This is a genomic window from Microbacterium sp. B35-04 (assembly GCF_010634885.1).
GTDB lineage: Bacteria > Actinomycetota > Actinomycetes > Actinomycetales > Microbacteriaceae > Microbacterium.
In genome coordinates this window covers 16250-38569 of record NZ_MWLP01000058.1, presented here as the reverse complement: position 1 = coordinate 38569, position 22320 = coordinate 16250, and the positions used below count along the sequence as shown (strand labels likewise).

Genomic DNA, 22320 nt, shown 5'->3' with positions numbered 1-22320 from the left:
TCAGGCGGTGATGGCGAAGCGCTCGGGCGCGAGCTCGTGAGCGAGCGGGCGACCTGTGGTCAGCCGGCGCAGTTCTTCCAGGACCGAGCCGGCCAGCCGGCCGAGCTCGGTGCCGAGCGATCCCGCGATGTGTGGCGTCAGCAGCACGCGGTCGGACGTGTACAGCGGATGGCCGGGCGGAAGCACCTCGGGAACCGTGACGTCGAGCACGGCGTACAGTTCGCGATCGACGACGCGCGCGGTCAGCGCATCCTGATCGATGATCTCGCCGCGTGCCGTGTTGATGAGCGTCGCGCCGTGACGCAGCAGCGCGATGCGCCGTGCGTCGATCATGTTGTCGGTCGCCGGCAGCGACGGGGCATGGACGGACACGACATCCGAGCTGGCGAGGAGCTCGTCGAGCTCGAGGGATGCGACGCCCAGGGTCGCGGCATCCATCTCAGAGAGGAAGGGGTCGTACACGACGACCTCCAGGGAGTACGAACGCAGCAGTTCGAGTACCCGGCGTCCGATCGTCGAGGCGCCGACGATGCCCACGCGCTTGCGGAAGTTGCCCATGTCGGGGAAGTCGGCGTCCGGCTGCACGTCGTCCTGCAGCTCGCGATAGCGGGCGGCGACCGGAAGCACGGCCTTGTTGGCGAGGACGATCATCGCGACGGTGTACTCGGCGACGGGGATCGCGTTGGCGACGGCGGCCGAGCTCACTCGGATCCCGCGTGCCAGCACGTCCTCGGTGAGGTACGGCTTGACCGATCCGGCCGAGTGCAGGATCGCCTCCAGTTTCGGCGTGGCCGCGAGCATGTCGGCATCGATCTCGGGCGCTCCCCAGCCGGTCACCAGCACATCGACCTCCGCGAGCGTGCGGCGTGCGGCATCCGACCGGAACTCGTGCAGGAATCCGGCGACATCGGCGACCTCGGCGAACTCGGCCACGCGCTCCGGCGGGTACATGCGGGGCCGCACCGACTCTGACATCGCGAACGCGATCCGCTTGCGAGCGCTCACTTGACACTCCCCGCCGACAGGCCCGACCGCCAGAAGCGCTGCAGCAGGACGAACGCGATCACCAGAGGCAGGATCGAGATGAACGACCCGGCGATCACCAGCGTCGAGAACTCGGGGTTCTGCTGCACCTGGCTCTGCCACAGGGCGATGCCGACGCTCGAGGGGAAGAGGTCGCGGTTCTGCAGCATGATGAGCGGCAGCATGAAGTTGTTCCAGATGCCCACGAACTGGAAGAGGGCGATGGTCACGAAGCCCGGCGTCAGCATGGGCAGTCCGATCCGCAGGAACGTGCGCACCGTGCCGGCACCGTCGACGCGGGCCGCCTCGAGGGTCTCGTCGGGGATGTAGCCGGCGCTGAACACACGTGCGAGGTAGACGCTGAACGGGTTGCAGAGCGTGGGGATGACGACGGCCCAGATCGTGTTGGTGAGACCGACAGAGGCCGCGAGCAGGTACAGCGGGATCACCGTGGCGGTGTTCGGGATGAGCACGCCCACCAGCACCAGGCCGTACCACGTGCCCTTGCCGCGGAACTCGAACTTGTCGAACGCGTACCCGGCCATCAGGGCGATGAACCCGCCGACGACGGCGCCGACGCCGGCATAGAGGATGCTGTTGACGAGCCAGCGCACGAAGATGCCGCCGTCCTGCGTGAACAGCTGCTCCATGTTCGCCAGGAACGCGCCGCCGAACGCGAACACTTCGCCCGAGTAGAGGCCGGTCGCGTCCTTCGTCGCCGCGAACACGAGCCACAGCAGCGGCAGGATCATGTAGGCGCAGCCGACCAGCAGCAGCCCGTTGACCCCCGCGATCGCGGGGAGGCGGCGGAGGATCTTCTTGCGGGTCCGCGGCGGTTCGGCCTGCGCGCGGACGGGAGCGGATCCCGCGGTCTGTGCCGCCGGCGGCGTGGCGAGTACGGCGCTCATCGCGTGCGCTCCTTCGACGTGAATCGGGTGACGGCCCACGACAGCAGACCTGCCAGGAGCGCGAGGATGATCGAGGCAGCGGCGGCCTGCGGCAGGTTGTTGCGGTTGAAGGCGGCGTCGTAGGCCCACATGTTCGGGACCCACGTGCTCGTGACCGCGGTCGTCGCCGACGACAGGATCTTGGGCTCGGTGAACAGCTGCAGCGAGCCGATGACGGTGAACAGCAGCGCGACGCCGAGCGCCGGCCACACCAGCGGAGTCTTGATCGAGAAGGCGGTGCGGATCTCTCCGGCGCCGTCGACGCGGGCGGCTTCGAGAACCTCGCGCGGCACCGTCTGGAGGGCGGTGAACAGGATGATGACGTTGTAGCCCGCCCACTCCCACACCGCGATGTTCACCATCGAGGGGAGCACGAGCTGCACCGAGAGGAAGTCGATCTCTATCCCGCCGGCGGCGAGCGCCTTGACGATCGGGCTCACACCCGGGGTGTAGAGGTACGCCCAGATGAGGGCGGCGATCACTCCGGGAACGGCGTGGGGGAGGAAGAGCAGAAGCTGGAACGCCCGCCGGGCGTAGGTGACGGCGGCGTCCAGCAGCAGCGCGAGCACCAGCGCTGTGATCAGCAGCGTCGGCACGTAGAGCAGGCAGTAGATCGCGAGGCGTCCGAAGCCTTCGAGGAAGGCACGGTCCGACAGCACGGCGAGGTAGTTGCCGATGCCGACGAAGTCGACGGTCGCATCGCCGAAGCCGAGCCCGCTGCGCTTCTCGGCGAACAGGCTCAGGCCGATCGCGTAAACGACGGGGGCGATCATGGTGACCGCGAAGAGGGTGAAGAACGGGATCAGGAAGATCGCCGCGGATCGGCCGCCCGTACCCGGGATGCTGCGCCGGCGGGTCGCTGAGCGGCCGGAGCGAATCTGGAGCGCCATGTGCGCAACCCTTCGAGAGGGGGCCCCGGCCGGGCGGGCTCGCCCGACCGGGGCCCTGCGGGACTACTCGGAGATCTCGAGGCCGAGCGACGTCAGACCGTCGACCGTCGCGGCCTGGGTCTGCTCGAGCGCGTCGGTGAGCGTCGGGGCGGTGGCCACGGCATCCTTCAGCGCGGTGCTGGTGATGTCGTAACTCGGTCCCCACGCCCACGGACCGAGGTTCTCGGACGCGTCGTCGAAGACGGCGTAGATGTCGTTCGCGTAGTAGTCGACCGGAGCGACGGATGCCGCGACCTCGTTGAGACCCGGATACGCGAGGTAGGCGGTGCCCACGGCGCCGCGCGCCTCGACAGCCTCCGGTGTCGTCGTCAGCCACTCCAGGAAGACGGCGGCGGCCGCGGCGTTCTCGGTGTTCTCGGTGATCGCGAAGCTCGTGCCGCCGCTCAGGGCGCCGCTGGGCTCGCCGTCCCATGTCGGGGGGACTGCGGCGATCCACTTGCCGGCCTGGCCCGCACCCTCGGTACGGGTCTTGAGTCCGGATGCGCTCCAGGAGCCGCCGACCCACCCGTTGATGACACCGCTGCCGAGATCGGCGGTCCACTCATCGCTGAAGCCGAGCTGCGCCTTGACGAGGTCCTCGTCGATGAGGCGCTGCCAGTAATCGGCCACCTCCACCGACGCGTCTCCGTCGATCGCGACCTTCCAGCGGTCGTCGTCGACGCTGAACCACTGGGCGCCGGCCTGCCATGACAAGGGCGCCAGCTGCGGCTCGTTGGTGAAGAAGCTCGTCAGGTATGCGTCCGGGTTCACGGCCTTGACGGCGCGCGCGGCGTCCTCGAACTCGTCCCACGTGGTCGGGACCTCGACACCCGCGGCGTCGAGCACGTCCTGGCGGTACCACATCACGAGCGGCGGTGCGTCGTACGGCAGCGCGTAGGACGCATCGGCGAAGCTGACGAGTTCGCGCACCTGCGGGTCGTACGCCTCGAGCACGTCCTTCGCGACGAGGTCGTCGACCGCGACGAGCTGGTCCGAGGCGACGAAGCCCGGGAGCCGGTCGTACTCGATGCCCGCGACGTCCGGGCCGGTGCCCGATTCGATCGCGGCGGAGAGCTTGGTGTATCCGCCGTTCGCGCCGTTCGGGATCTCTTCGAACGTGACGGTGATGTCCTCCTGGCTCGCGTTGAACGCCGCGGCCACGTCGGCCATGCCGCTCAGCGACGACCAGAACGTGACCTCGCCGGTGACGGGGCCGGAGGGAGTGGATGCCGCGGGCTCGGGGGCGGTGGACGAGCAGCCGGCGATGAGCGCGCCGGCGCTCAGCAGCGCGGCGGCGGCGAGTGTGGTTCGACGCAGGGACATGATCGGGTTCTCCTTTGAATCTTCAAACCTGTGCGAACCGATCCTGCGCCGCTGCGGCGCCTCAGCCAAGCGAAATGCGCTCAAACGCACAAAGGCGCACATCTCATCACGTGCGCACGGTGGAGTCCCGCACGACGAGGCTGGGCAGCAGAGTCATCCGCACGATCGTGTGCGGTGCGCCCTCCGGCTGACGGAGGCGGTCCACGCACAGCCGCACAGCCGCATGGCCGAGCTCATGCTTCGGAGGCGCGACAGCCGTAAGGGGTACGGCGGCCAGCGCCGAGATCTCGTCGTCGTAGGCGACGACCGCGAAGTCGTCGGGGATGCGCAGCCCTCGCTCGATGACCAGATCGGTGAGAGCCATCGAGTCCGCGTCACCCAGGATCACGGCGGCGGTGACCTCCTGCTCGATGCAGTCGTCGAGCAGGGCGTCCAGCTCGGCGATCGTCACGTTCTCGCCGACGCGCGGGGTGGTCAAGTCGCGGCGCAGCGCATAGCCGTCACCGTTCAGCCGACGCATCGCGCGGTCGAAGCCGTCGTGGAGGCTCGCCACCGTCGCCGCGGGCCTGGCGGCCAGCGCGATCCGCCGGTGGCCCTGATCCATGAGGTGGCGCACCGCCATCTCCGCGCCGTAGACGTGGTCGGAGCGCACCCACTCGAACCGCCCCGCGGTGCTCTCCTCGACGGAGCGCTCGACGAGCACGACCGGGATCCGCGCGGATTCCAGCAGGTCGCGCAGAGGCGAGACCTCGTCCCGGATGGAGTCGTGCGGCGTGATCATCAACGCGTCCACGCCCCCGGCGATCAGCCGCTCGGCCTGGCGCAGCTCCTCCGCCGGCGAATAGTTTGTCGCACCCACCACGAGCCGGCAGTTGAGCTCGCGCGCCGCTTGGCTGGCGCCCCGGATGACCTCCGGGAAGTAGTAGTTCGCGGTCGGCACGATCATGCCGATCGTCGCCACCGGCCGAGTGACTGCCGGTACCCGATCCGCTCCTGCGCGCTCCTGCTGCGCGGCCACCGCGGGTGAGGTGGCGCCGCCGTGGACGCGGACCACGAGGCCTCGCTGCTCGAGTTCGAGCAGGTCCCGGCGCAGCGTCATCGCCGAGACGCCGAGGCGTCGCGCGAATCCGGCGTTCTCGAGCGACCCGCGCAGCTCTAGTTCACGCAGGATCGCGTCGTGGCGTGCGGCTGCGACCATGTTCGGCTCCGGTCCATTTCTCATCGGTGCGAACGAACGAACGCACAAATGCGAACGTAGCAGATCGTGGTGCGCCGCCGAAGGGGCCCAGCTCGTACTCAGGCGTGGCGGTCGAGGAAGTCGTAGACCTCGTTGTCGTCCACGCCGGGGAAGGCGCCGCGGGGGAGTGGCGAGAACATCTGCATGTGCACGCGCGCGCTCGGCCAGGCCTTGCCCGACCAGCGCTCCGAGACGTCGGAGGCGACGCGGCGGCAGCATGACTCGTCGGGGCAGGTGGAGGTGGCGCGCTTCTGCGTCTCGCGTCCGCGGAACCACCGCGCATCATCGAACGGCACGCCCACGGTGATGGAGAATTCGCCGTCGGACGTGCTGCCCGTCTGAGTGGAGCACCAGAACGTGCCGGCAGGGGTGTCGGTGTACTGGTAGTGCTCGGTGGTGCGGTTCTGCTCAGAGAAGGCGGCCCGCGCCGAGAACCTGCGGCAGGCGATCTGCCCGTCGACAGCGCCGGTCACGTCCATCGGCAGCGGCAGATCGTCGTTCTCGTACACGCGGGTGATCGCGCCGGACCCGTCGACCCGGAGGAAGTGCAGACGGATGCCGAGATGCTGCGTGGCGAGGTTCGTCAGCCGCATCCCCGCCGCCTCGTGGGTCACGCCGAACGCGTCGCGGAAGTCCTCGACGGCGAGGTTGCGGTCCTTCTTCGCCTGCTGCAGGAACGCGACCGACGCGGTCTCGGGCATGAGGCAGCACGCGGCGTAGTAGTTGATCTCGAGGCGCTGCTGCAGGAAGTCGGCGTAGTCGGTGGGCCGCTTGTGGCCGAGCAGGCGGTGCGCCATCGCCTGCAGGGCCATCGACCGCAGGCCGTGACCGCCGGGGATGGATGCCGGGGGCAGATAGATGCGGCCGTGCTCGAGGTCGGTCACCGAGCGGGTCGAGTGCGGCAGGTCGTTGACGTAGAGGAGCTCGAAGCCGAGCTTCTCGGCCATGATGCTGACGGTGCGGTGCGTGAGGGCGCCCGAGACGTGCCCGGCCGCCTTCAACTGCTTCTCGGCGAGCTTCTCGATGTCGGGCAGGTAGTTGTCGCGCTCGCGCATCATGAGCCGCAACTCTGTGTTGGCCCGACGCGCCTCTTCCGGAGTGGCTATCGCCTCGCGCTCTCGGCGCTGCAGCTCACGGTGCAGGCCCAGGATGGACTCGATCGTGTCGTCGCTCATGCCCTTCGACACCTTGATCGGCGGGACGCCGAGCTGACGGAAGACCGAGCTGGTCTGAGCGCGCTCGAGCTCGATCTCGAGCGCCGCACGACGATTGGGCGGCTCGGTCGACAGCAGGTCGCCGACATCCACGCCGGTCGCCGTCGCGATCCCCTGCAGGAGCGAGAGCTTCGGCTCGCGCTTGCCGTTCTCGATGAGGCTGAGCTGGCTCCCTGCGACGCCGACCACCGCTCCCAGCTCATCCAGCGTGTAGCCATGGGCGAGACGCTGATGACGGATGCGGTGGCCCAAGGTCGACAGTTCCAGGGAGGTCGGCGGCATTCCTTGATGCTAGCGAAAGAATCCCAACTCTTGACACCGGATTTCGTGGGAAGAGGCATCCATCACGGTCGAAAGTAGAGGAAGAGCACGAATCTGCATCGTCGAAACCATCTGACGGTCGAATCAACGAGGAGCGACACCATGGCCCTTGCCGACATCTTCACCCGGACCGAAGGCTCTGGACCCGCACGTCCCACCGCCGCCCCCAGCGGCACCGTGCGGACGTATGGCGAACTGCCGACCGTTCAGGGCGAGGGCATGGTCGCACTGCGCGCCTGGGTCGACGAGATCGCCGCGCTCACCCGTCCCGCGCGCGTGCACTGGGTGGAGGGCTCTCGCGCCGAGAACGACGCGCTGCTGCGCGAGATGGTCGACGAGGGCAAGCTCATCAAGCTCAACCCCGAGTGGCGCCCCGGCTCCTACCTCGCGCGCTCGCACCCCAGCGACGTCGCCCGCACCGAGGCGCGCACCTTCATCGCCTCCGAGCGCGAAGAGGACGCCGGCCCCACCAACAACTGGGCCGCGCCCGACGAGATCCGCGCCACGATCACGCCGCTGTTCGAGGGGTCGATGGTCGGCCGCACGATGTACGTCGTGCCGTTCTCGATGGGCCCGGTCGGCGGTCCGCTGTCGCACATCGGCGTTCAGGTCACCGACAGCGCCTACGCCGTCACCTCGATCGGCATCATGACGCGCGTGGGCACCGAGGTGCTGCGCGAGATCGCCGGCGGCGCCCCGTGGGTCAAGACGGTGCATTCCGTCGGCGCCCCGCTGCAGCCGGGGGAGAAGGATGTCGCGTGGCCGTGCAACGACGAGAAGTACATCGTGCACTTCCCCGACACCCTCGAGGTCTGGTCGTACGGATCGGGTTACGGGGGCAACGCGATCCTCGCCAAGAAGTGCTTCGCCCTGCGTATCGCGTCGGTGATCGGCCGCAACGAGGGGTGGTTGGCCGAGCACATGCTGCTCATCCGGGTGATCGACCCCGCTGGGCGCGCCTACCACCTCGCCGCGGCGTTCCCGTCGGCGTGCGGCAAGACGAACCTCGCGATGCTCCGCCCGACGATTCCCGGCTGGCGCGTCGAGACCCTCGGCGACGACATCGCGTGGCTTCGTCCGGGTGAGGACGGCCGCCTGTGGGCGATCAACCCCGAGGCGGGCTTCTTCGGCGTCGCGCCGGGCACCGGCGCCTCCACCAACGTGACGGCGGTCGAGACGCTCTGGGGCAACACGATCTTCACGAACGTCGCGCTCCGGCCCGACGGCGATGTCTGGTGGGAAGGGCTCACCGACGAGCCGCCGGCAGAGCTCACCGACTGGGAGGGCAAGCCGTGGACGCCGGCATCCGGTCGTCCCGCCGCCCACCCGAACTCGCGGTTCACCGTCGCCGCCGCGCAGTGCCCCCAGATCGCCGACGACTGGGACGCCCCGCAGGGCGTGCCGCTCGACGCCATCCTGTTCGGCGGGCGGCGGGCCACCAACGTGCCGCTCGTCGTCGAGGCGACCGACTGGACACACGGCGTGTTCATGGGCTCGAACGTGTCGTCCGAGCGCACCGCCGCCGCCGAGGGCACCGTCGGAGAGCTCCGCCGCGACCCGTTCGCGATGCTGCCCTTCTGCGGCTACAACATGGCCGACTACTTCGCCCACTGGCTCAAGGTCGGGCAGAAGCTGCGGTTCGATCGTGCGCCCCGGGTCTTCCAGGTGAACTGGTTCCGCAAGGGCTCGGACGGGCGCTTCCTGTGGCCCGGCTTCGGCGACAACTCGCGCGTGATCGACTGGATCATCCGCCGCATCGAGGGCGAGGTCGGCGCCGTCGAGAGCCCGATCGGCCGCCTGCCGCGCACGGAGGACCTCGACATCTCGGACCTGGACGTCTCGCAGGACGACCTCGACGAGCTGTTCGCGGTCGACCCGCAGCTGTGGCTGCAGGAGGCCGACCTCACCGAGGAGTTCTACCGCACCTTCGAGGGACGCGTTCCGGCCCCGCTGTGGGCCGAGCTCGCCGCCCTGCGCTACCGCCTGCAGCGCGCCTGATCCCAGACCGGCGCTCGCTTCGTCTTCTTGGCAGAACGGGCGGGCGCCTGCACGACCCGCGGTTTCTTCACACCGACCGGTCGCACCGGATGCCCCGGCCCCACCTGTGCGGGGCCGGGGCATCCTTCATCCGTCTGCCTCTCAGACCAGCAGCTGGTGCTTCGCGAGGTCGCGATAGAGCGGCGTGGTCTGCACGAGCTCCGAATGCGTGCCCTGCCCCACGACCTGGCCGTGATCCATCACGACGATGTGGTCGCTGTCGACGACGGTCGAGAGGCGATGCGCGATCACGATGAGCGTGCGGCCGGCGGCGACCGCGTCGATCGCCTCGCGCATGCGCTGCTCGTTGAGCCCGTCGAGCGACGAGGTCGACTCGTCGAGCAGCAGGATGGGGGGAGCGGCCAGCAGGGCCCGCGCGATCGCGAGGCGCTGGCGCTCGCCGCCCGAGAGCATGACGCCGGCCTCCCCGACGGGCGCATCCACGCCGAGCGGGTTGCGGTCGAGGACGTCGCCGAGATTCACGGCGCGCAGCACCGCCTCGCACTCGGAGTCGGATGCCTCGGGCGACGCCAGACGCAGATTGTCGCCGATCGTGCCGGCCAGCGTCGGGGCGTCCTGCTCGACATAGCCGAGCTGCGCGCGCAGCGCGTCGCGGTCGAACGCCCGCACGTCGGTGCCGTCCAGCAGGATCGCTCCGCCCGTCGGATCGTAGAAGCGCTCGATGAGCGCCAGGGTGGTGCTCTTTCCGGCGCCCGAGGGGCCGACGAGCGCGACGCGCGCGCCGCGCGGCACCGAGAACGACACGCCCCGCAGCACGCCGGCATCGGCGGAGACGGATGCCGCGGCATCCGTCCGTCCGTCGCCGTCCGCCGTCGCACCGGCGTCGCTGACGACGATGGCGGAGGTGTCGACGTGGGCGCTCTCGAGCACCGCGCGCGCCTCGGACTTGGCCTTGCGACGCGCCTCGACGACGTTCTCGGGGTACCGGAACCGCACATCGCGGAACTCGATCGCCGCCGTGGCGGCGCCTGCCGGTCGCTGAGCCTGTCCAAGGGCCGACACAGCGGCGACCCGCGCGGCGACGGCGGCGTCGTCCTGCGACTCGGTCGGAAGGTCGAGCACCTCCTGGATGCGGCCCAGGGCGCCGAGCGCCTGACTCACCGAGGTGATCGCGCCGAAGAACGACCCGAGCGGCGCGATGAGCATGAACAGGAACATGATGAAGGTCACGAGGCTCGCGATCGAGAGCGCCCCGGTCGCGACACGGAAGCCGCCGAGGCCGATCACGACGAGCAGCGAGACCTGCAGCGCGATGCCGGCGATCGGCACGACGAGCGCCGACACCTTGGCGATGCGGACGCCCACGGTGTAGGCATCCGTCGCCTGCGCGGTGACCGACTCGACCTCGCGCTCCGTCGCACCGGACGCGCGCACGGTGCGGATCGACCCCACCGCGCGCTCGACGCCCGAGGCGAGTGCGCCCACCTTCTCCTGCTGCTCAGTGGACGCGGTGCGGATGCGGCCGCTCAGGGTCACGACTCCGAGCACCGAGATGCCGATCACGAGCACGATGATGCCCAGCAGCACCGGATCGATGAGCGCCATCATCACCAGAGCGCCGGCGAACAGCAGCGCGTTGCCGATGGAGTCTGCGAGGCCCTGGGTGAGCGCGGCGTAGAGGAGGGTGGTGTCGCTGCCGACCCGCGACACGATGTCGCCGGTGCGACGCGCGTCGAACTCGCTGATCGGGAGATGCAGGATGCGGGCGATGAGCCGGCGTCGGCTGGAATACACGACGGCGGTGCCCGTGCGCTGCAGCAGGTAGTGCTGCCAGCCCGAGATGAGCGACGAGAGCAGCACGAACCCGACGAGCGCCCAGATCAGCAGGCCGAGATCGAGGTTCTCCTGCACCCGCGTGATGACCTCGCCGACGAGCAGCGGCTGCACCAGCGACGTAGCCGCGCTCAGGATGCTGAGCACGACCACCACCGCGAGCGTGCGCTTGTGCTCGAAGAGGTACGGCAGCAGCTGCCCGAAGCTGGCGCGCGGACCCTCGTCGGGCTTGCCGCGACGCCCGCGGCCGCGCGGGGCGCGAGGGGGGGACGCCGCAGGTGGTGCGGCGGCGGGGGCTTCGTCGAGTTCGGCGGAGGGCATGGGTGTACCTCGTTCGTGAAAAGGGCTTACCTTCGACCGTACTTCTTGTGGACGGCCTGTCTGCTCACGCCCAGGGCGCTCGCGATCGCCTGCCACGAGAAGCCGAGGTTGCGGGCCTTCCGCACCTGCACCTCTTCGGCGCGCGCGAGCTCGCGGCGCACCTCGGCGAGACGGTGGAGCTCGGCAAGCGGTTCGCGTGCGTCCGCGGCGCCGATCAGGGTGCGCAGGTCGTCTCCGCTCATCGCGTCGCCTCTCATGGTGGGCGGATGCCGCGGGTCGCGGCATCCGTCGTCAACCTTAGTTGACGGCTCTCACCTCGTCAACTCACGTTGACGTTTGCCGGCGCTCGACGTGGGCCGCGAGACATTCGCAAATGTCGCGCTGCAGGGCCGATTCGGTGACATATGCGAAGTCTCGCGGCCCGTGAGGCGGGATCCTGCGCCATGTCGGGACCGGGCGTTAGGGTGGTCCGGTGCCTGCGCCCGTCATCACCGCCGAGAACCTCGTCAAGGCCTACAAGGTCAAGGGGAAGCCCGACTTCCTCGCCGTCGACGGGCTGTCGTTCGAAGTGGCGCCCGGCGAGTCGTTCGGCCTGCTCGGTCCGAACGGCGCCGGCAAGTCCACGACCATGAAGATGGTCGGCGCCGTCTCGACCCGCACCAGCGGTGAGCTGTCCATCCTCGGACTCGACCCCGACCGGTACGGGCCCGAGATCCGTTCGCGCCTCGGGGTGGTGCCGCAGCAGGACAACCTCGACGGCGAGCTCAACGCGCGCGAGAACCTCTACATCTACGGGCGCTACTTCGGCCTTCCCGGCAAGGTGTGCCACCAGAAAGCCGACGAGCTGCTGGCGTTCGCCCAGCTCGAAGACAAGGCGAAGAGCAAGGTCGAGCAGCTCTCGGGCGGCATGAAGCGGCGCCTCACGATCGCGCGCGGGCTGATCAACGACCCGCGCATCCTGCTGCTCGACGAGCCGACCACGGGCCTCGACCCGCAGGCGCGCCACGTGCTGTGGGACCGCCTGTTCCGCCTCAAGGAGCGCGGCACGACGCTCGTGCTCACGACGCATTACATGGACGAGGCCGAGCAGTTGTGCGACCGGCTCATCGTCGTCGACAAGGGCCGCATCATGGCCGAGGGCACGCCTGCGTCCCTCATCCGGGAGCACTCCAGCCGCGAGGTGCTCGAGGTGCGGTTCGGCTCGGATCGCAACGAGCAGGTGGCGCCGCAGCTCGAGGGCATCGGCGAGCGCGTCGAGGTGCTGCCCGACCGCATCCTGGTCTACGCCCGCGACGGTGAGGCAGTGCTCGAAGCCGTGACTCAGCGCGGCCTCACCCCGATCACGTCGCTCGTGCGCCGCTCCAGCCTCGAGGACGTGTTCCTGCGCCTCACCGGAAGGTCGCTGATCGAATGACCGCGGTTCCGGAAGACGCTCACCCCTCGGGGGAGCCGGTCGAGTCAAGGATGCCGCTTCCCGGTGCGTCCGGCGGCCCCGGTGGGTCCGGCGGGCAGGCATCGGCGACCGTCACGCAGCTGTCGCTCGACGAGCTGCGCGCCGAGGCGATGCAGTGGGGCCGCAAGCCCCGTGCGTTCGGCACGTTCTACGTCACCGAGCACATGGTGCGGGCGATGCGCGCGTACGGCTGGACCATCGTGGTCGGCGCCCTCGGGCAGCCGATCCTGTACCTGCTGGGTCTCGCCGTCGGCCTCGCCGCGCTCATCGACGCGCCCATCGTGCAGAACGGCGTCGAGGTGTCTTACCTCGTCTTCGTGGCGCCCGCCCTGCTCATGACCGCGGCGATCTCGGTGGCGTCCGAGGAGTTCTCGTACCCGGTGATCGCCGGGTTCAAGTGGCGCCGGTACTTCTTCGGCTTCAGCGCCACCGGGCTGTCGCCGGGCCAGATCGCGGGCGGCGTCGTGACCGGGGCGTCCGCGCGCATCGTGGTCGTCGTCCTGGCCTACTACCTGTTCCTCTGGCTGTTCCAGGCGGTGCCCGACCCCGCGACCGGCTGGCTCACCATCCCCATCGGCCTGCTCGCGGGGCTCGCCTTCGGCATCCCGTACATGGCGTACGCCGCGTCGATCACCGATGACAAGGGCCAGGTCGCGATGGTGCAGCGCTTCATCTTCATGCCCATGTTCCTGTTCTCGGGCACCTTCTACCCGCTGGCCACGCTGCCGCTGTGGCTGCAGTGGATCGGATGGGTCTCGCCGCTGTGGCACGCGACCGAGCTCGGGCGCATCGCCACCTACGGCATGCCGGCCGAGCCGTTCGCCATCATGATCCACATCACCTACCTGCTGGTGCTGTCGATCGGTGCGTACCTGATCGGTCGGCGGGTCTTCCAGAGAAGGCTCGGCGCATGAGCGTCGCGACCGGAGCCGAGACCACGGTCAGGCGCGCCGGCGGCGTGCGTGCGCTGTGGGCGGGCAACCCGCAAGCCGTCGTGCAGCGCGGGGTCATCGCGGCGCGCTCCTCGAGCTGGGGCGTGGTGCTGTCGGGCTTCTTCGAGCCGGTGTTCTATCTCGCCTCGATGGGGATCGGTCTGGGCGCCCTCATCGGCGACGTGCAGACCTCGAGCGGGATCGAGGTGCCGTACGCGGCCTTCATCGCCCCTGCCCTCCTCGCCGTCTCGGCGATGAACGGCGCGATCTACGACTCGACGTGGAACGTGTTCTTCCGGCTCAACTACGGCAAGCTCTACGAGGGCATGCTGGCCACCTCGCTCGGCCCGCTGGACGTCGCCCTCGGCGAGATCCTCTACGCGCTGCTGCGCGGCCTGCTCTACGCGACCGGGTTCATGGTCATCATGCAGATCCTCGGGCTCAACCTCGCGTGGACCGCGATCCTGGCGCTTCCGGCGGTGATGCTCATCGCCTTCGGCTTCGCCAGCGTCGGCATGGCGGTCACGAGCTACATGAAGACGTTCCAGCAGATGGACTGGATCAACTTCGTGCTGCTGCCGATGTTCCTCTTCTCAGCGACGCTCTACCCGATCACCATCTACCCCGAATGGGTGCAGCACATCATCATGGCGTTCCCGCTGTGGCACGGGGTCGAGCTGGTGCGCGGGTTGACCACCGGCATCCTGACTCCTGCGATGTGGTGGCACGTGCTCTACTACGTCGTCATGATCGCGATCGGCCTGGTGTTCACGACGAAGCGCCTGCGCGCGCTGTTCCTCGACTGACACCGGCCACGGACGACGGATGCCGCAGCCCACGCGGGCTGCGGCATCCGTCGTGCGTGCAGGGCCGAGGTCAGAGCGAGCCGGTCGCTCCCACCCCCAGGTCGGCGTCGTAGTCGATGTCCTTCGTCTCGGGCGCCAGGATCAGCGCGATGAAGGTCAGCACGCTCATCGCCGAGAGGTAGAGGCCCACCAGCACGGGGCTTCCGCCGGCGGAGGCCCACAGCCACACCGCGACGATCGGCGCGAGCGCGGCGCCGAGGATCGACGACACGTTGTACGAGATCGCCGAGCCGGAGTACCGCACGTTCGTCGGGAAGAGCTCCGGGAGCACCGCGCCCATCGGGCCGAAGGTCGAGCCCATCAGCATGAAACCGAACACGAGGAACGCCTGCACGAGTGCGCCGGTGAACTTCGGGTCGACCTGCGGCAGCAGGAAGATGTTGAACGTGAGACCGAACACGATGATGAGTCCGGTCACCCACAGCAGCAGGCGTCGGCGTCCGATCGCGTCGGCGATCGGTCCCGACAGCAGCGTGAAGATGCCGAAGAACACGACGCCGATGATCTGCATCACCACGAAGTCGGTGTAGCCGAAGCCGAGGCCCGGGTAGAACTGCGCGGCGAAGGCGGTGGCGTCGAACGGGTTGCCCGCGGCTTCTGCGGCGGCCTGCGCGGCGGCCGAAGCGGTCTCGAGGTCGGCGGCCTTGGTGCCGTAGGACAGCGTGAAGTTCGTCATCAGGTAGAACAGCACGTACGTCGCCAGCATGATGAACGTGCCGAGGATCAGGTGCCACCAGTGGTGGCGCAGAACGGTCGCGAGCGGGAACTTGCGGATCGCGCCCTTCTCCTCGGCCTTCACGAAGGTCTCGGACTCGACCAGGCGCAGTCGCACCCACAGGCCGATGATGACCATGACGGCCGAGAACAGGAACGGCACGCGCCAGCCCCACGCGAGGAACTCCTCCGACCGCTGCCCGGCACCGTCGGGGTGGGGGAGCAGGTAGTTGATGGCGAGGAACACCGAGTTCGCGATGATGAAGCCGAGCGGCGCACCGAGCTGGGGGAACGTGCCGTACCAGGCGCGCTTGCCCTTCGGGGCGTTCTCGGTCGCGACGAGTGCCGCACCCGACCACTCGCCGCCGAGTGCGAAGCCCTGCGCGAGGCGCAGCACGAGCAGCAGCACGGCCGCCCACACGCCGATCTCGTTGTAGGTCGGAAGGCACCCGATGAGGAAGGTCGCGATGCCCATCGTGAGGAGCGAGGCGACCAGCGTCGCCTTGCGGCCGAAGCGATCGCCGAAGTGGCCGAAGACGATCGCGCCCAGCGGACGGGCGACCATCGCGGCACCGAACACGCTGAACGACAGCAGCAGCGACGTGGTGTCGTTGCCGGTGGGGAAGAACAGGATGGGGAAGACCAGGACGGCGGCGGTCGCGTAGACGTAGAAGTCGTAGAACTCGATCGTCGTGCCGACGAGGCTGGCCAGGATGACGCGGGAACGGGGATTGGCGGGGGCCGCGGGGGTGGCGGCCGTGGTCGGGGAGGAGGTCAATTTTCACCTGGGCATGCGCGGAGCGGGACATCCTGGTGGGATGCGGCGGTGGGCGTCCGCGTGGCGCAGGGTGACGCGTCAGGCGGCACTGCACTGGATCACCGTGGGCGCGGGCGTTGTCGCCCGGCACGAGCATCGAGTCTACTCCGGCGAATCGGCCGCGGCTCCGGATGCGGAAAGCGGATGCCGCGGCTCAGAGCCGCGGCATCCGCTCGCACTTCTGCGGGGTGGTGTCAGCGCCAGATGACTGCGATGGCGGCGTTCGTGAGGGTCAGCACGCCGACCGCCCAGAACATCGCCGGCGGGAGCGCTCCGGTCTTGCGCTGGCGGCCCCGGCCGATGCCGAGGAGCGCGCCGATGATGAGCAGGATGACGAGCTTCACGCCGAGTTTGACGTAGTTGAGGTCGTACTCGATGCCCCACGGCGCGGCGAGGATGAGTCCGGCGACCGCGGCGAGGGCGAGACCCCAGTCCATCACGCGGGTGAAGCGCCGCTTGCCGTTCACCGCCTCCACCACCCAGGCGCCGAAGAGCACGGCGAAGCCGACCAGGTGAATGAGCACGACGACGTGACGGAGGGTTTCCATGCCATCAGTCTAGCTGAAGGTTCGCCGATCACCAGGGGCCCGGGTCGTTGAGCGAGCGAGGAACGAGCGAGACGAAACGTCCGAGGCGTTTCGTCTCGCTTCGCTCGCTCAACGACCGACGAGCGTCAGCCGCGAAGCTCCCGCAGCACGACGGCGGTGCGGATCGCGGCATCCGCTGCTTCGTGACCCTTGTCTTCGATCGACCCGGGAAGGCCCGCGCGCGCGATGCCCTGCTCCTCGTCGTCCAGCGTCAGCACGCCGAAGCCGACGGGCTTGCCGGTGTCCAGCGCCACCCGCGTGAGGCCGTCGGTGGCCGCGTTCGAGACGAACTCGAAGTGGGGCGTGCCGCCGCGGATGATGACGCCCAGCGCCACCACCGCGTCGGCGCCGGCATCCAGCGCCGCCTTCGCGACGACGGGCAGCTCGAAGGATCCGGGCACCCGCACGATGCGGTGCGAGGCGCCCGCGGCCTTCACGGCGCGTTCGGCACCGGCGATGAGGCCGTCGGTGATGGTCTCGTGCCACGTCCCCGCGACCACGACGACGTCGAGTCCCGTGCCGTCGACGGTGCCGGTGGCCTGGGGTGAGCCCTTGCCGCTCATCGTTCTGCTCCCTCGTGCATGTGGGCGATCGCGTCGGCGAGGTCGGCCTCCGCGATGATGTGACCCATGCGGTCACGCTTCGTCGCCAGGTACTGGTGGTTGTTCGGGCCGACGCCGACCAGCAGGGGCACCTGCTCGACGATGTCGAGGCCGAGTTCGCGCAGCTGCTTCACCTTGTCGGTGTTGTTGGTCAGCAGGCGCACCCGCTCGATGCCGAGATCCGACAGGATGCCGGCGGCCGCCGCATAGTCCCGAGCGTCGGCGGGAAGGCCGAGCGCGAGGTTGGCGTCCACGGTGTCGAGTCCGCGCTCCTGCAGGGAGTACGCGCGCAGCTTGTTGATGAGCCCGATGCCGCGGCCCTCATGACCGCGCATATAGATGACGACGCCGCCGTCCTGCTCGATCGCGTCGAGCGCCGCCTCCAGCTGCGGACCGCACTCGCACTTGAGGGAGCCGAAGGCCTCGCCGGTCAGGCACTCGGAGTGCACCCGCACCAGCGGCGCGTCGCCCAGCTCGCCCGACACGACCGCGATGTGGTCGGTGCCCGTGACGCGGTCCTTGTACGCCAGGAACCGGAAGGCGCCGTGCGAGGTGGGCACGTTCGCCTCGGCACGCAGGCTCACGCGACGCTTGTGGGCGTTGCGGGTCGCGGGGTCGCAGGGGTCGTGCTCGTCCAGGTAGGCGGTGAGCAGCTCGATCGTGATGACCGGGATGTCGTACTCGGCGCCCAGCTCCTGGAGCCCCGGCAGCCGCATCATGCTGCCGTCGTCGGCGACGACCTCTCCGATCACGCCGACCGGCGCGAGTCCGGCGAGCTTCATGAGCTCGACGGCGGCCTCGGTGTGGCCGGCGCGCTCGCGCACGCCACCGTCGACGGCGCGCAGCGGCAGGATGTGGCCGGGACGGATCACGCTCGTGGGCTTCGACTCGGGATCGGCGAGCACGTTGAGCGTGTGCGCACGGTCGGTGGCGCTGATGCCGGTCGAGACCTTGTCCGCCGCGTCGACGCTGACCGTGTAGGCGGTGCCCCGCGCGTCTTCGTTGTTCTCGACCATCGGCGGCAGATCCAGGCGGTCAGCCCAGTCCGAGGGCATGGGGGCGCACAGGAACCCGCTCGTCCAGCGCACCGTCCACGCGACCCACTCGGGACTTGCGAGCTGAGCCGACAGGATGACGTCGCCCTCGTTCTCGCGGTTCTCATCGTCGGCGACGATGACCGGCCGTCCGGCGCGCAGCGCCTCGAGGGCCTCGGGGATCGTGGAAAGGCTCATTCCGAGCCTCCTTCCGTCGGTGCGGACGCGTCCGCGGGGAATGCGGTGTCGGCGGAGCCAGCCGCGGGCATGGCGGCCGGGAACGACAGCAGGCGCTGCACGTGGCGCGCGAGGATGTCGGTCTCGAGGTTGACGCGGTCGCCGGGCGCACGAGCGCCGAGGGTGGTGGCGGCGAGGGTCTCGGGGATGAGCGACACCTCGAACCATGCCTGCGCCAGGGTCCCGGATCCTGTCGAAGGGGCGGGGCTCGCATCGCTGACCGTGAGCGAGACGCCGTCGACGGCGATCGATCCCTTGTCGACGACGAGCGGCGCCAGCTCCGCCGGAAGCGAGATGCGCAGCACCTGCCACTCAGCGCCGGGACGCACGTCGAGCACTTCGCCGGTGCCGTCGATGTGGCCCTGCACGATGTGCCCGCCGAGGCGGCCGTGGGCGGCCATCGCGCGCTCCAGGTTCACGACGCGGCCGGGGGCGACGCCGTCGAGCGTCGACATGTCGAGCGTCTGCTTCATCACGTCTGCGGTGAACCAGTCGTCCCCCTGCCCGACGACGGTGAGGCACACGCCGCTGACCGAGATGGAGTCGCCGTGTCCGGCATCCGACACCGACTTCGGTCCGCGTACCGTCAGGCGCACGCCGTCGCCCGACGGGTCCACGGCGGTGACCTCGCCGATCTCTTCGATGATTCCGGTGAACATCACTCGTCTCCTTCCGACGACGGGGTGCCCACGCGCCGGCGCTCTGCGCGCGGCGCGCCTGCGCCGGCGAGATCGGGCGTGGGATGGGCGACGAACAGCAGATCGTCGCCGAGTGGGGTGACGGATGCCACGGCCAGGCGCTGCGCTTCGCCGATGGTCGTGACGCCGATGTCGTGCAGCGCGAGTCGCTCGCCGCCCAGCAGAACGGGCGCGACGTAGACGAGCAGCTCGTCGGCGAGTCGCTCGCGCAGGAACGAGGCCGCGACGGTCGGGCCGCCTTCGACGAACACCCGCTGCACGCCGCGTCTGCGCAGGTCTTCGAGTGCGGCGGCCAGGCCGCCTGACGCGGGGTCGCCCGGGTACTGGAGGAACGCGTGCGGGTGGCGGCGCAGCGCCGCGCCGGCGGGGACCGCCCGGGTGCCGACGACGACGGGCACCGGCTGGTGGGGCAGCAGGGATCCGTCGTCGTCCCGCGCGGTGAGTGCGGGGTCGTCGGCCAGTACCGTGCCGGTCCCCGCGATGATCGCATCGCTCTGGGCGCGCCGACGGTGCACGTCGGAGCGCGCCGCCGGTCCGGTGATCCACTGACTGGTGCCGTCGGAGGCCGCGGCCCGGCCGTCGAGGCTCTGGGCCCACTTGACGGTGACGTGGGGGCGTCCGAGCCGCTGGACGGTGAGCCACGAATCGAGGAGCGCCGTCGCCTCTTCGGCCAGGACTCCCGCCTCGACGTCGACGCCCGCGGCGCGCAGCCGACCGCCGCCACCCGAGGAGTGATCGCCCGGATCGGCGATGGCGTAGACGACCCGCGTCACTCCGGCTGCGATGAGGGCCTCGGAGCAGGGACCGGTGCGGCCGGTGTGGTTGCAGGGCTCGAGGGTCACGATCGCCGTCGCCCCGCGCGCCGCGCCCGGGGCGAGCTGCGACAGCGCGTCGACCTCGGCATGCGGCGTGCCGGCGCCCCGGTGCCAGCCCTCGGCGATGATCTCGCCGTCGGGCGTGAGCAGCACAGCGCCCACCTGCGGGTTGATACCGCGCGGACCGCGCAGCGCGTTCGCGAGCGCCCGACGCATCGCGTCCTGTTCCGCCGTGCCGGCCATCCGCCCCTCGTCTCGTGATCTCGAGGCTCCGGGGGCAGGGGAAGCGGCGACGCGCGCGGCGTCGCTGTGTGCTGCCTCCCATCCGGACTAGCGACCACGCTCCCGAAGGAACCACGTCGCATCACCGTCGGTTCCGGAATTCCACCGGATCGGCCAGGGCGTCATCCGAAACGGATGCTGAAGCCTTGGCTCGCGGACTGTCACCGCCGGTTCGGATTCTCACCGACCCCGGAGCACGTTGATGCTCTCGATTGTAGTCAACGCGGCATCCGCCCAGACATTCCATGTCTGCGCATGAAGTGCCGGAGCGCGCATACGACCGGTGTCGCGCGTCCCGATGTCCCTGCGCGGACGTAGCCTGGGAGGGGATGGTGAGGCGATGAGCACGGTGGGTCCGATGCGGGCATTCGAAGAGCTGAAGGCGCGTCCGTATGCCGACGTGCTGATCATCGGCGGCGGCATCAACGGACTCGCCACCTTCCGCGATCTCGCACTGCAGGGCGTCGATGTCGCCCTCGTCGAGCGCGACGACTTCATCAGTGGCGCCTCCGCCGCGTCGTCGCACATGATCCACGGCGGCATCCGCTATCTCGAGAACGGCGAGTTCCGCCTCGTGCAGGAGGCCGTCACCGAGCGCAACGCCCTGCTGAAGACCGCGCCGCACTACGTGCGTCCGCTGCAGACGACCATCCCGATCTTCTCGATCTTCTCGGGTGTCCTCTCGGCGCCCCTGCGCTTCCTCCGTCACGGCGGGGGGAAGCACCGCGGGCGCGGAGCGGTGCTGATCAAGGTCGGGCTCGTGATCTACGACTCGTTCTCGCGCGGCGGCGGGTTGTTCGGAACGGCGACCGTGCCGCGGCACACGTTCCACGGACGCCGGCGATCGCTCGCGCAGCTGCCGCAGCTGAACCCCGACGTGAAGTACACCGCGACCTACTGGGACGCCTCGCTGCACGACCCCGAGCGCCTCGCCATCGACGTGCTGCGCGACGGGCGCTCGGCCGGCGGCGCCCGCGCCCGCGCGGCGAACTACACCGCAGCAGTGGGTGTCGAGGACGGCGGCGTGGTGCTGCGCGACGCCGTCACCGGCGAGAAGACGCGGTTCGCGGCATCCGTCATCGTCAACGCCAGCGGCCCGTGGACGGATGAGACCAATCTCGCACTGGGGGACCCCACCCGCTACATGGGCGGCACGAAGGGATCCCACATCGTGCTCGACCACCCGGAGCTGCTCGCGGCGACGGGCGGGAGAGAGCTGTTCTTCGAGAACGAAGACGGGCGCATCGTGCTCATCTACCCCCTCAAGGGGCGCGTGCTCGTCGGCACGACCGACCTCGAGCACGACATGGCGCAGCCGATCGTCTGCACTGAGGCCGAGGTCGACTACTTCATCGAGCTGATCGGGCAGGTGCTTCCCGCGATCCCGGTGGAGCGGGCGCAGATCGTCTACCGCTTCGCCGGGGTGCGGCCGCTGCCGGGCCACGGCGAGGTGTCGCCGGGCTTCGTCTCGCGCGACTACCGCGTCGAGTCGGCGCCGCTCGGCGACGGCGACGCCTCGGCGTCGGGGTCGTCAGCGTCACCGTCGGCTTCTCGCCGCACGAGCGCGACGGTGCTGAGCCTCGTCGGAGGCAAGTGGACGACGTTCCGGTCCTCGGCCGAGCACCTGGCCGACCGCGTCCTCGCGCTGCTGGCGATGCCGCGCCGCCGCTCGACCAGAGGTATGCCGATCGGCGGGGGCCGCGGCTATCCCACGACCGAACGCGCACGCCAGCAGTGGATCGCGGCGCACGCCATCGACGTGCCGACTGCGCGCGTCGCGACGCTGCTCGACCGCTACGGCACGGTGGCGGAGGCGGTGGTCGATGCCGTCGCCGCCGATCCCGATGACGCATCGCTGCGGTTCCTGCCCGACTACAGCTCGGGGGAGCTGCGCCACCTCGCGGCGACCGAGGATGTGGTCCATCTCGACGACATCCTGCTGCGGCGCACCAGCATCGCCTTCATCGGCGCGGCGACGGCCGAGGCGCTCGCCGAGGTGGCCGACGCGATCGCGCCGGTGCTCGGCTGGGATGCCGGCCGGGCGGCGGCGGAGGTCGTCCGTGCCCTCGACCGGGTCCACGCCGCGGACCCCGCGTGGTCCCCGGCGTCCGCGCGATAGCCTGACCGCACCCGCGCC

At 69.8% G+C, this 22320-nt stretch carries 19 protein-coding genes; 5 read left to right on the top strand and 14 right to left on the bottom strand.

Features of this window, described 5'->3' with window-relative positions; all coding sequences use genetic code 11:
- From B1729_RS13780 to B1729_RS13755, 6 genes are all read right to left on the bottom strand, one after another.
- The gene (locus tag B1729_RS13780) at window positions 1-1005 is read right to left on the bottom strand and encodes a hydroxyacid dehydrogenase (protein WP_239525822.1); all 1005 of its coding nucleotides are present in this window, start codon (window positions 1003-1005) and stop codon (window positions 1-3) included.
- Window positions 1002-1931, bottom strand: a complete 930-nt coding sequence (locus B1729_RS13775; protein WP_163617623.1) for a carbohydrate ABC transporter permease — start codon at window positions 1929-1931, stop codon at window positions 1002-1004. The genes B1729_RS13780 and B1729_RS13775 overlap by 4 nt, the downstream gene beginning before the upstream one ends.
- A complete protein-coding gene (locus B1729_RS13770; protein ID WP_163633261.1) occupies window positions 1928-2860 on the bottom strand; it encodes a sugar ABC transporter permease in 933 nt (310 codons plus the stop codon). The genes B1729_RS13775 and B1729_RS13770 overlap by 4 nt, the downstream gene beginning before the upstream one ends.
- A 63-nt stretch (window positions 2861-2923) precedes the next feature.
- Window positions 2924-4222, bottom strand: coding sequence for a sugar ABC transporter substrate-binding protein (locus B1729_RS13765; RefSeq protein ID WP_163633259.1), 1299 nt, complete (start codon window positions 4220-4222; stop codon window positions 2924-2926).
- 106 nt (window positions 4223-4328) lie between these two features.
- On the bottom strand, window positions 4329-5420 hold the full coding sequence (locus tag B1729_RS13760; protein ID WP_163633257.1) for a substrate-binding domain-containing protein: 1092 nt from the start codon (window positions 5418-5420) through the stop codon (window positions 4329-4331).
- Window positions 5421-5518: 98 nt separating this feature from the next.
- Window positions 5519-6955: an XRE family transcriptional regulator gene (locus B1729_RS13755; protein WP_163617627.1), complete on the bottom strand. Its 1437-nt coding sequence runs from the start codon at window positions 6953-6955 to the stop codon at window positions 5519-5521.
- A gap of 141 nt (window positions 6956-7096) precedes the next feature.
- Here B1729_RS13755 and B1729_RS13750 point away from each other — a divergent pair, with 141 nt between their 5' ends.
- Window positions 7097-8992 carry a phosphoenolpyruvate carboxykinase (GTP) gene (locus B1729_RS13750; protein WP_163617628.1) on the top strand — a complete coding sequence of 632 codons (1896 nt, stop codon included), beginning with the start codon at window positions 7097-7099 and terminating at the stop codon, window positions 8990-8992.
- Window positions 8993-9133: 141 nt separating this feature from the next.
- Here the strand turns inward: B1729_RS13750 and B1729_RS13745 are convergent, their stop codons facing one another.
- Both B1729_RS13745 and B1729_RS13740 read right to left on the bottom strand, forming a co-directional pair.
- Window positions 9134-11146, bottom strand: coding sequence for an ABC transporter ATP-binding protein (locus tag B1729_RS13745; RefSeq protein WP_163633255.1), 2013 nt, complete (start codon window positions 11144-11146; stop codon window positions 9134-9136).
- Between the two features lie 26 nt (window positions 11147-11172).
- Window positions 11173-11388: an AsnC family protein gene (locus B1729_RS13740; protein WP_163617630.1), complete on the bottom strand. Its 216-nt coding sequence runs from the start codon at window positions 11386-11388 to the stop codon at window positions 11173-11175.
- A gap of 230 nt (window positions 11389-11618) precedes the next feature.
- On the opposite strand from B1729_RS13740, the gene B1729_RS13735 reads away from it, so the two are divergent.
- The 3 genes from B1729_RS13735 to B1729_RS13725 all read left to right on the top strand — a co-directional run bounded on the left by B1729_RS13735 (window position 11619) and on the right by B1729_RS13725 (window position 14337).
- The gene (locus B1729_RS13735) at window positions 11619-12560 is read left to right on the top strand and encodes an ABC transporter ATP-binding protein (RefSeq protein ID WP_163617631.1); all 942 of its coding nucleotides are present in this window, start codon (window positions 11619-11621) and stop codon (window positions 12558-12560) included.
- A 149-nt stretch (window positions 12561-12709) separates the two neighbouring features.
- Window positions 12710-13513, top strand: coding sequence for an ABC transporter permease (locus B1729_RS13730; RefSeq protein WP_239525837.1), 804 nt, complete (start codon window positions 12710-12712; stop codon window positions 13511-13513).
- Window positions 13510-14337 carry an ABC transporter permease gene (locus B1729_RS13725; protein ID WP_163617632.1) on the top strand — a complete coding sequence of 276 codons (828 nt, stop codon included), beginning with the start codon at window positions 13510-13512 and terminating at the stop codon, window positions 14335-14337. The genes B1729_RS13730 and B1729_RS13725 overlap by 4 nt, the downstream gene beginning before the upstream one ends.
- A gap of 70 nt (window positions 14338-14407) precedes the next feature.
- On the opposite strand, the gene B1729_RS13720 is transcribed toward B1729_RS13725, so the two are convergent.
- The 6 genes from B1729_RS13720 to ribD all read right to left on the bottom strand — a co-directional run bounded on the left by B1729_RS13720 (window position 14408) and on the right by ribD (window position 20144).
- Window positions 14408-15889 (bottom strand): MFS transporter, encoded by a 1482-nt coding sequence (locus B1729_RS13720; protein ID WP_163617633.1) that lies wholly within the window; start codon window positions 15887-15889, stop codon window positions 14408-14410.
- 233 nt (window positions 15890-16122) lie between these two features.
- The gene (locus tag B1729_RS13715; RefSeq protein WP_163633253.1) at window positions 16123-16476 is read right to left on the bottom strand and encodes a Fe-S protein; all 354 of its coding nucleotides are present in this window, start codon (window positions 16474-16476) and stop codon (window positions 16123-16125) included.
- A 125-nt stretch (window positions 16477-16601) separates the two neighbouring features.
- Entirely contained in the window at window positions 16602-17078 is a 477-nt protein-coding gene (ribH, locus tag B1729_RS13710) for a 6,7-dimethyl-8-ribityllumazine synthase (RefSeq protein WP_163617635.1), read from the bottom strand.
- Window positions 17075-18349: a GTP cyclohydrolase II gene (ribA, locus tag B1729_RS13705; protein WP_163617636.1), complete on the bottom strand. Its 1275-nt coding sequence runs from the start codon at window positions 18347-18349 to the stop codon at window positions 17075-17077. Before ribA ends, ribH begins: the two co-directional genes overlap by 4 nt.
- Window positions 18346-19047 (bottom strand): riboflavin synthase, encoded by a 702-nt coding sequence (locus B1729_RS13700; RefSeq protein WP_163633251.1) that lies wholly within the window; start codon window positions 19045-19047, stop codon window positions 18346-18348. Before B1729_RS13700 ends, ribA begins: the two co-directional genes overlap by 4 nt.
- Complete coding sequence (gene ribD / locus B1729_RS13695) at window positions 19047-20144, bottom strand: bifunctional diaminohydroxyphosphoribosylaminopyrimidine deaminase/5-amino-6-(5-phosphoribosylamino)uracil reductase RibD (protein WP_163617638.1); 1098 nt, start codon at window positions 20142-20144, stop codon at window positions 19047-19049. Before ribD ends, B1729_RS13700 begins: the two co-directional genes overlap by 1 nt.
- A 379-nt stretch (window positions 20145-20523) precedes the next feature.
- Between ribD and B1729_RS13690 the strand changes: the two genes are divergently transcribed.
- Complete coding sequence (locus B1729_RS13690) at window positions 20524-22302, top strand: glycerol-3-phosphate dehydrogenase/oxidase (protein WP_163633249.1); 1779 nt, start codon at window positions 20524-20526, stop codon at window positions 22300-22302.
- Window positions 22303-22320 lie beyond the last annotated feature (18 nt).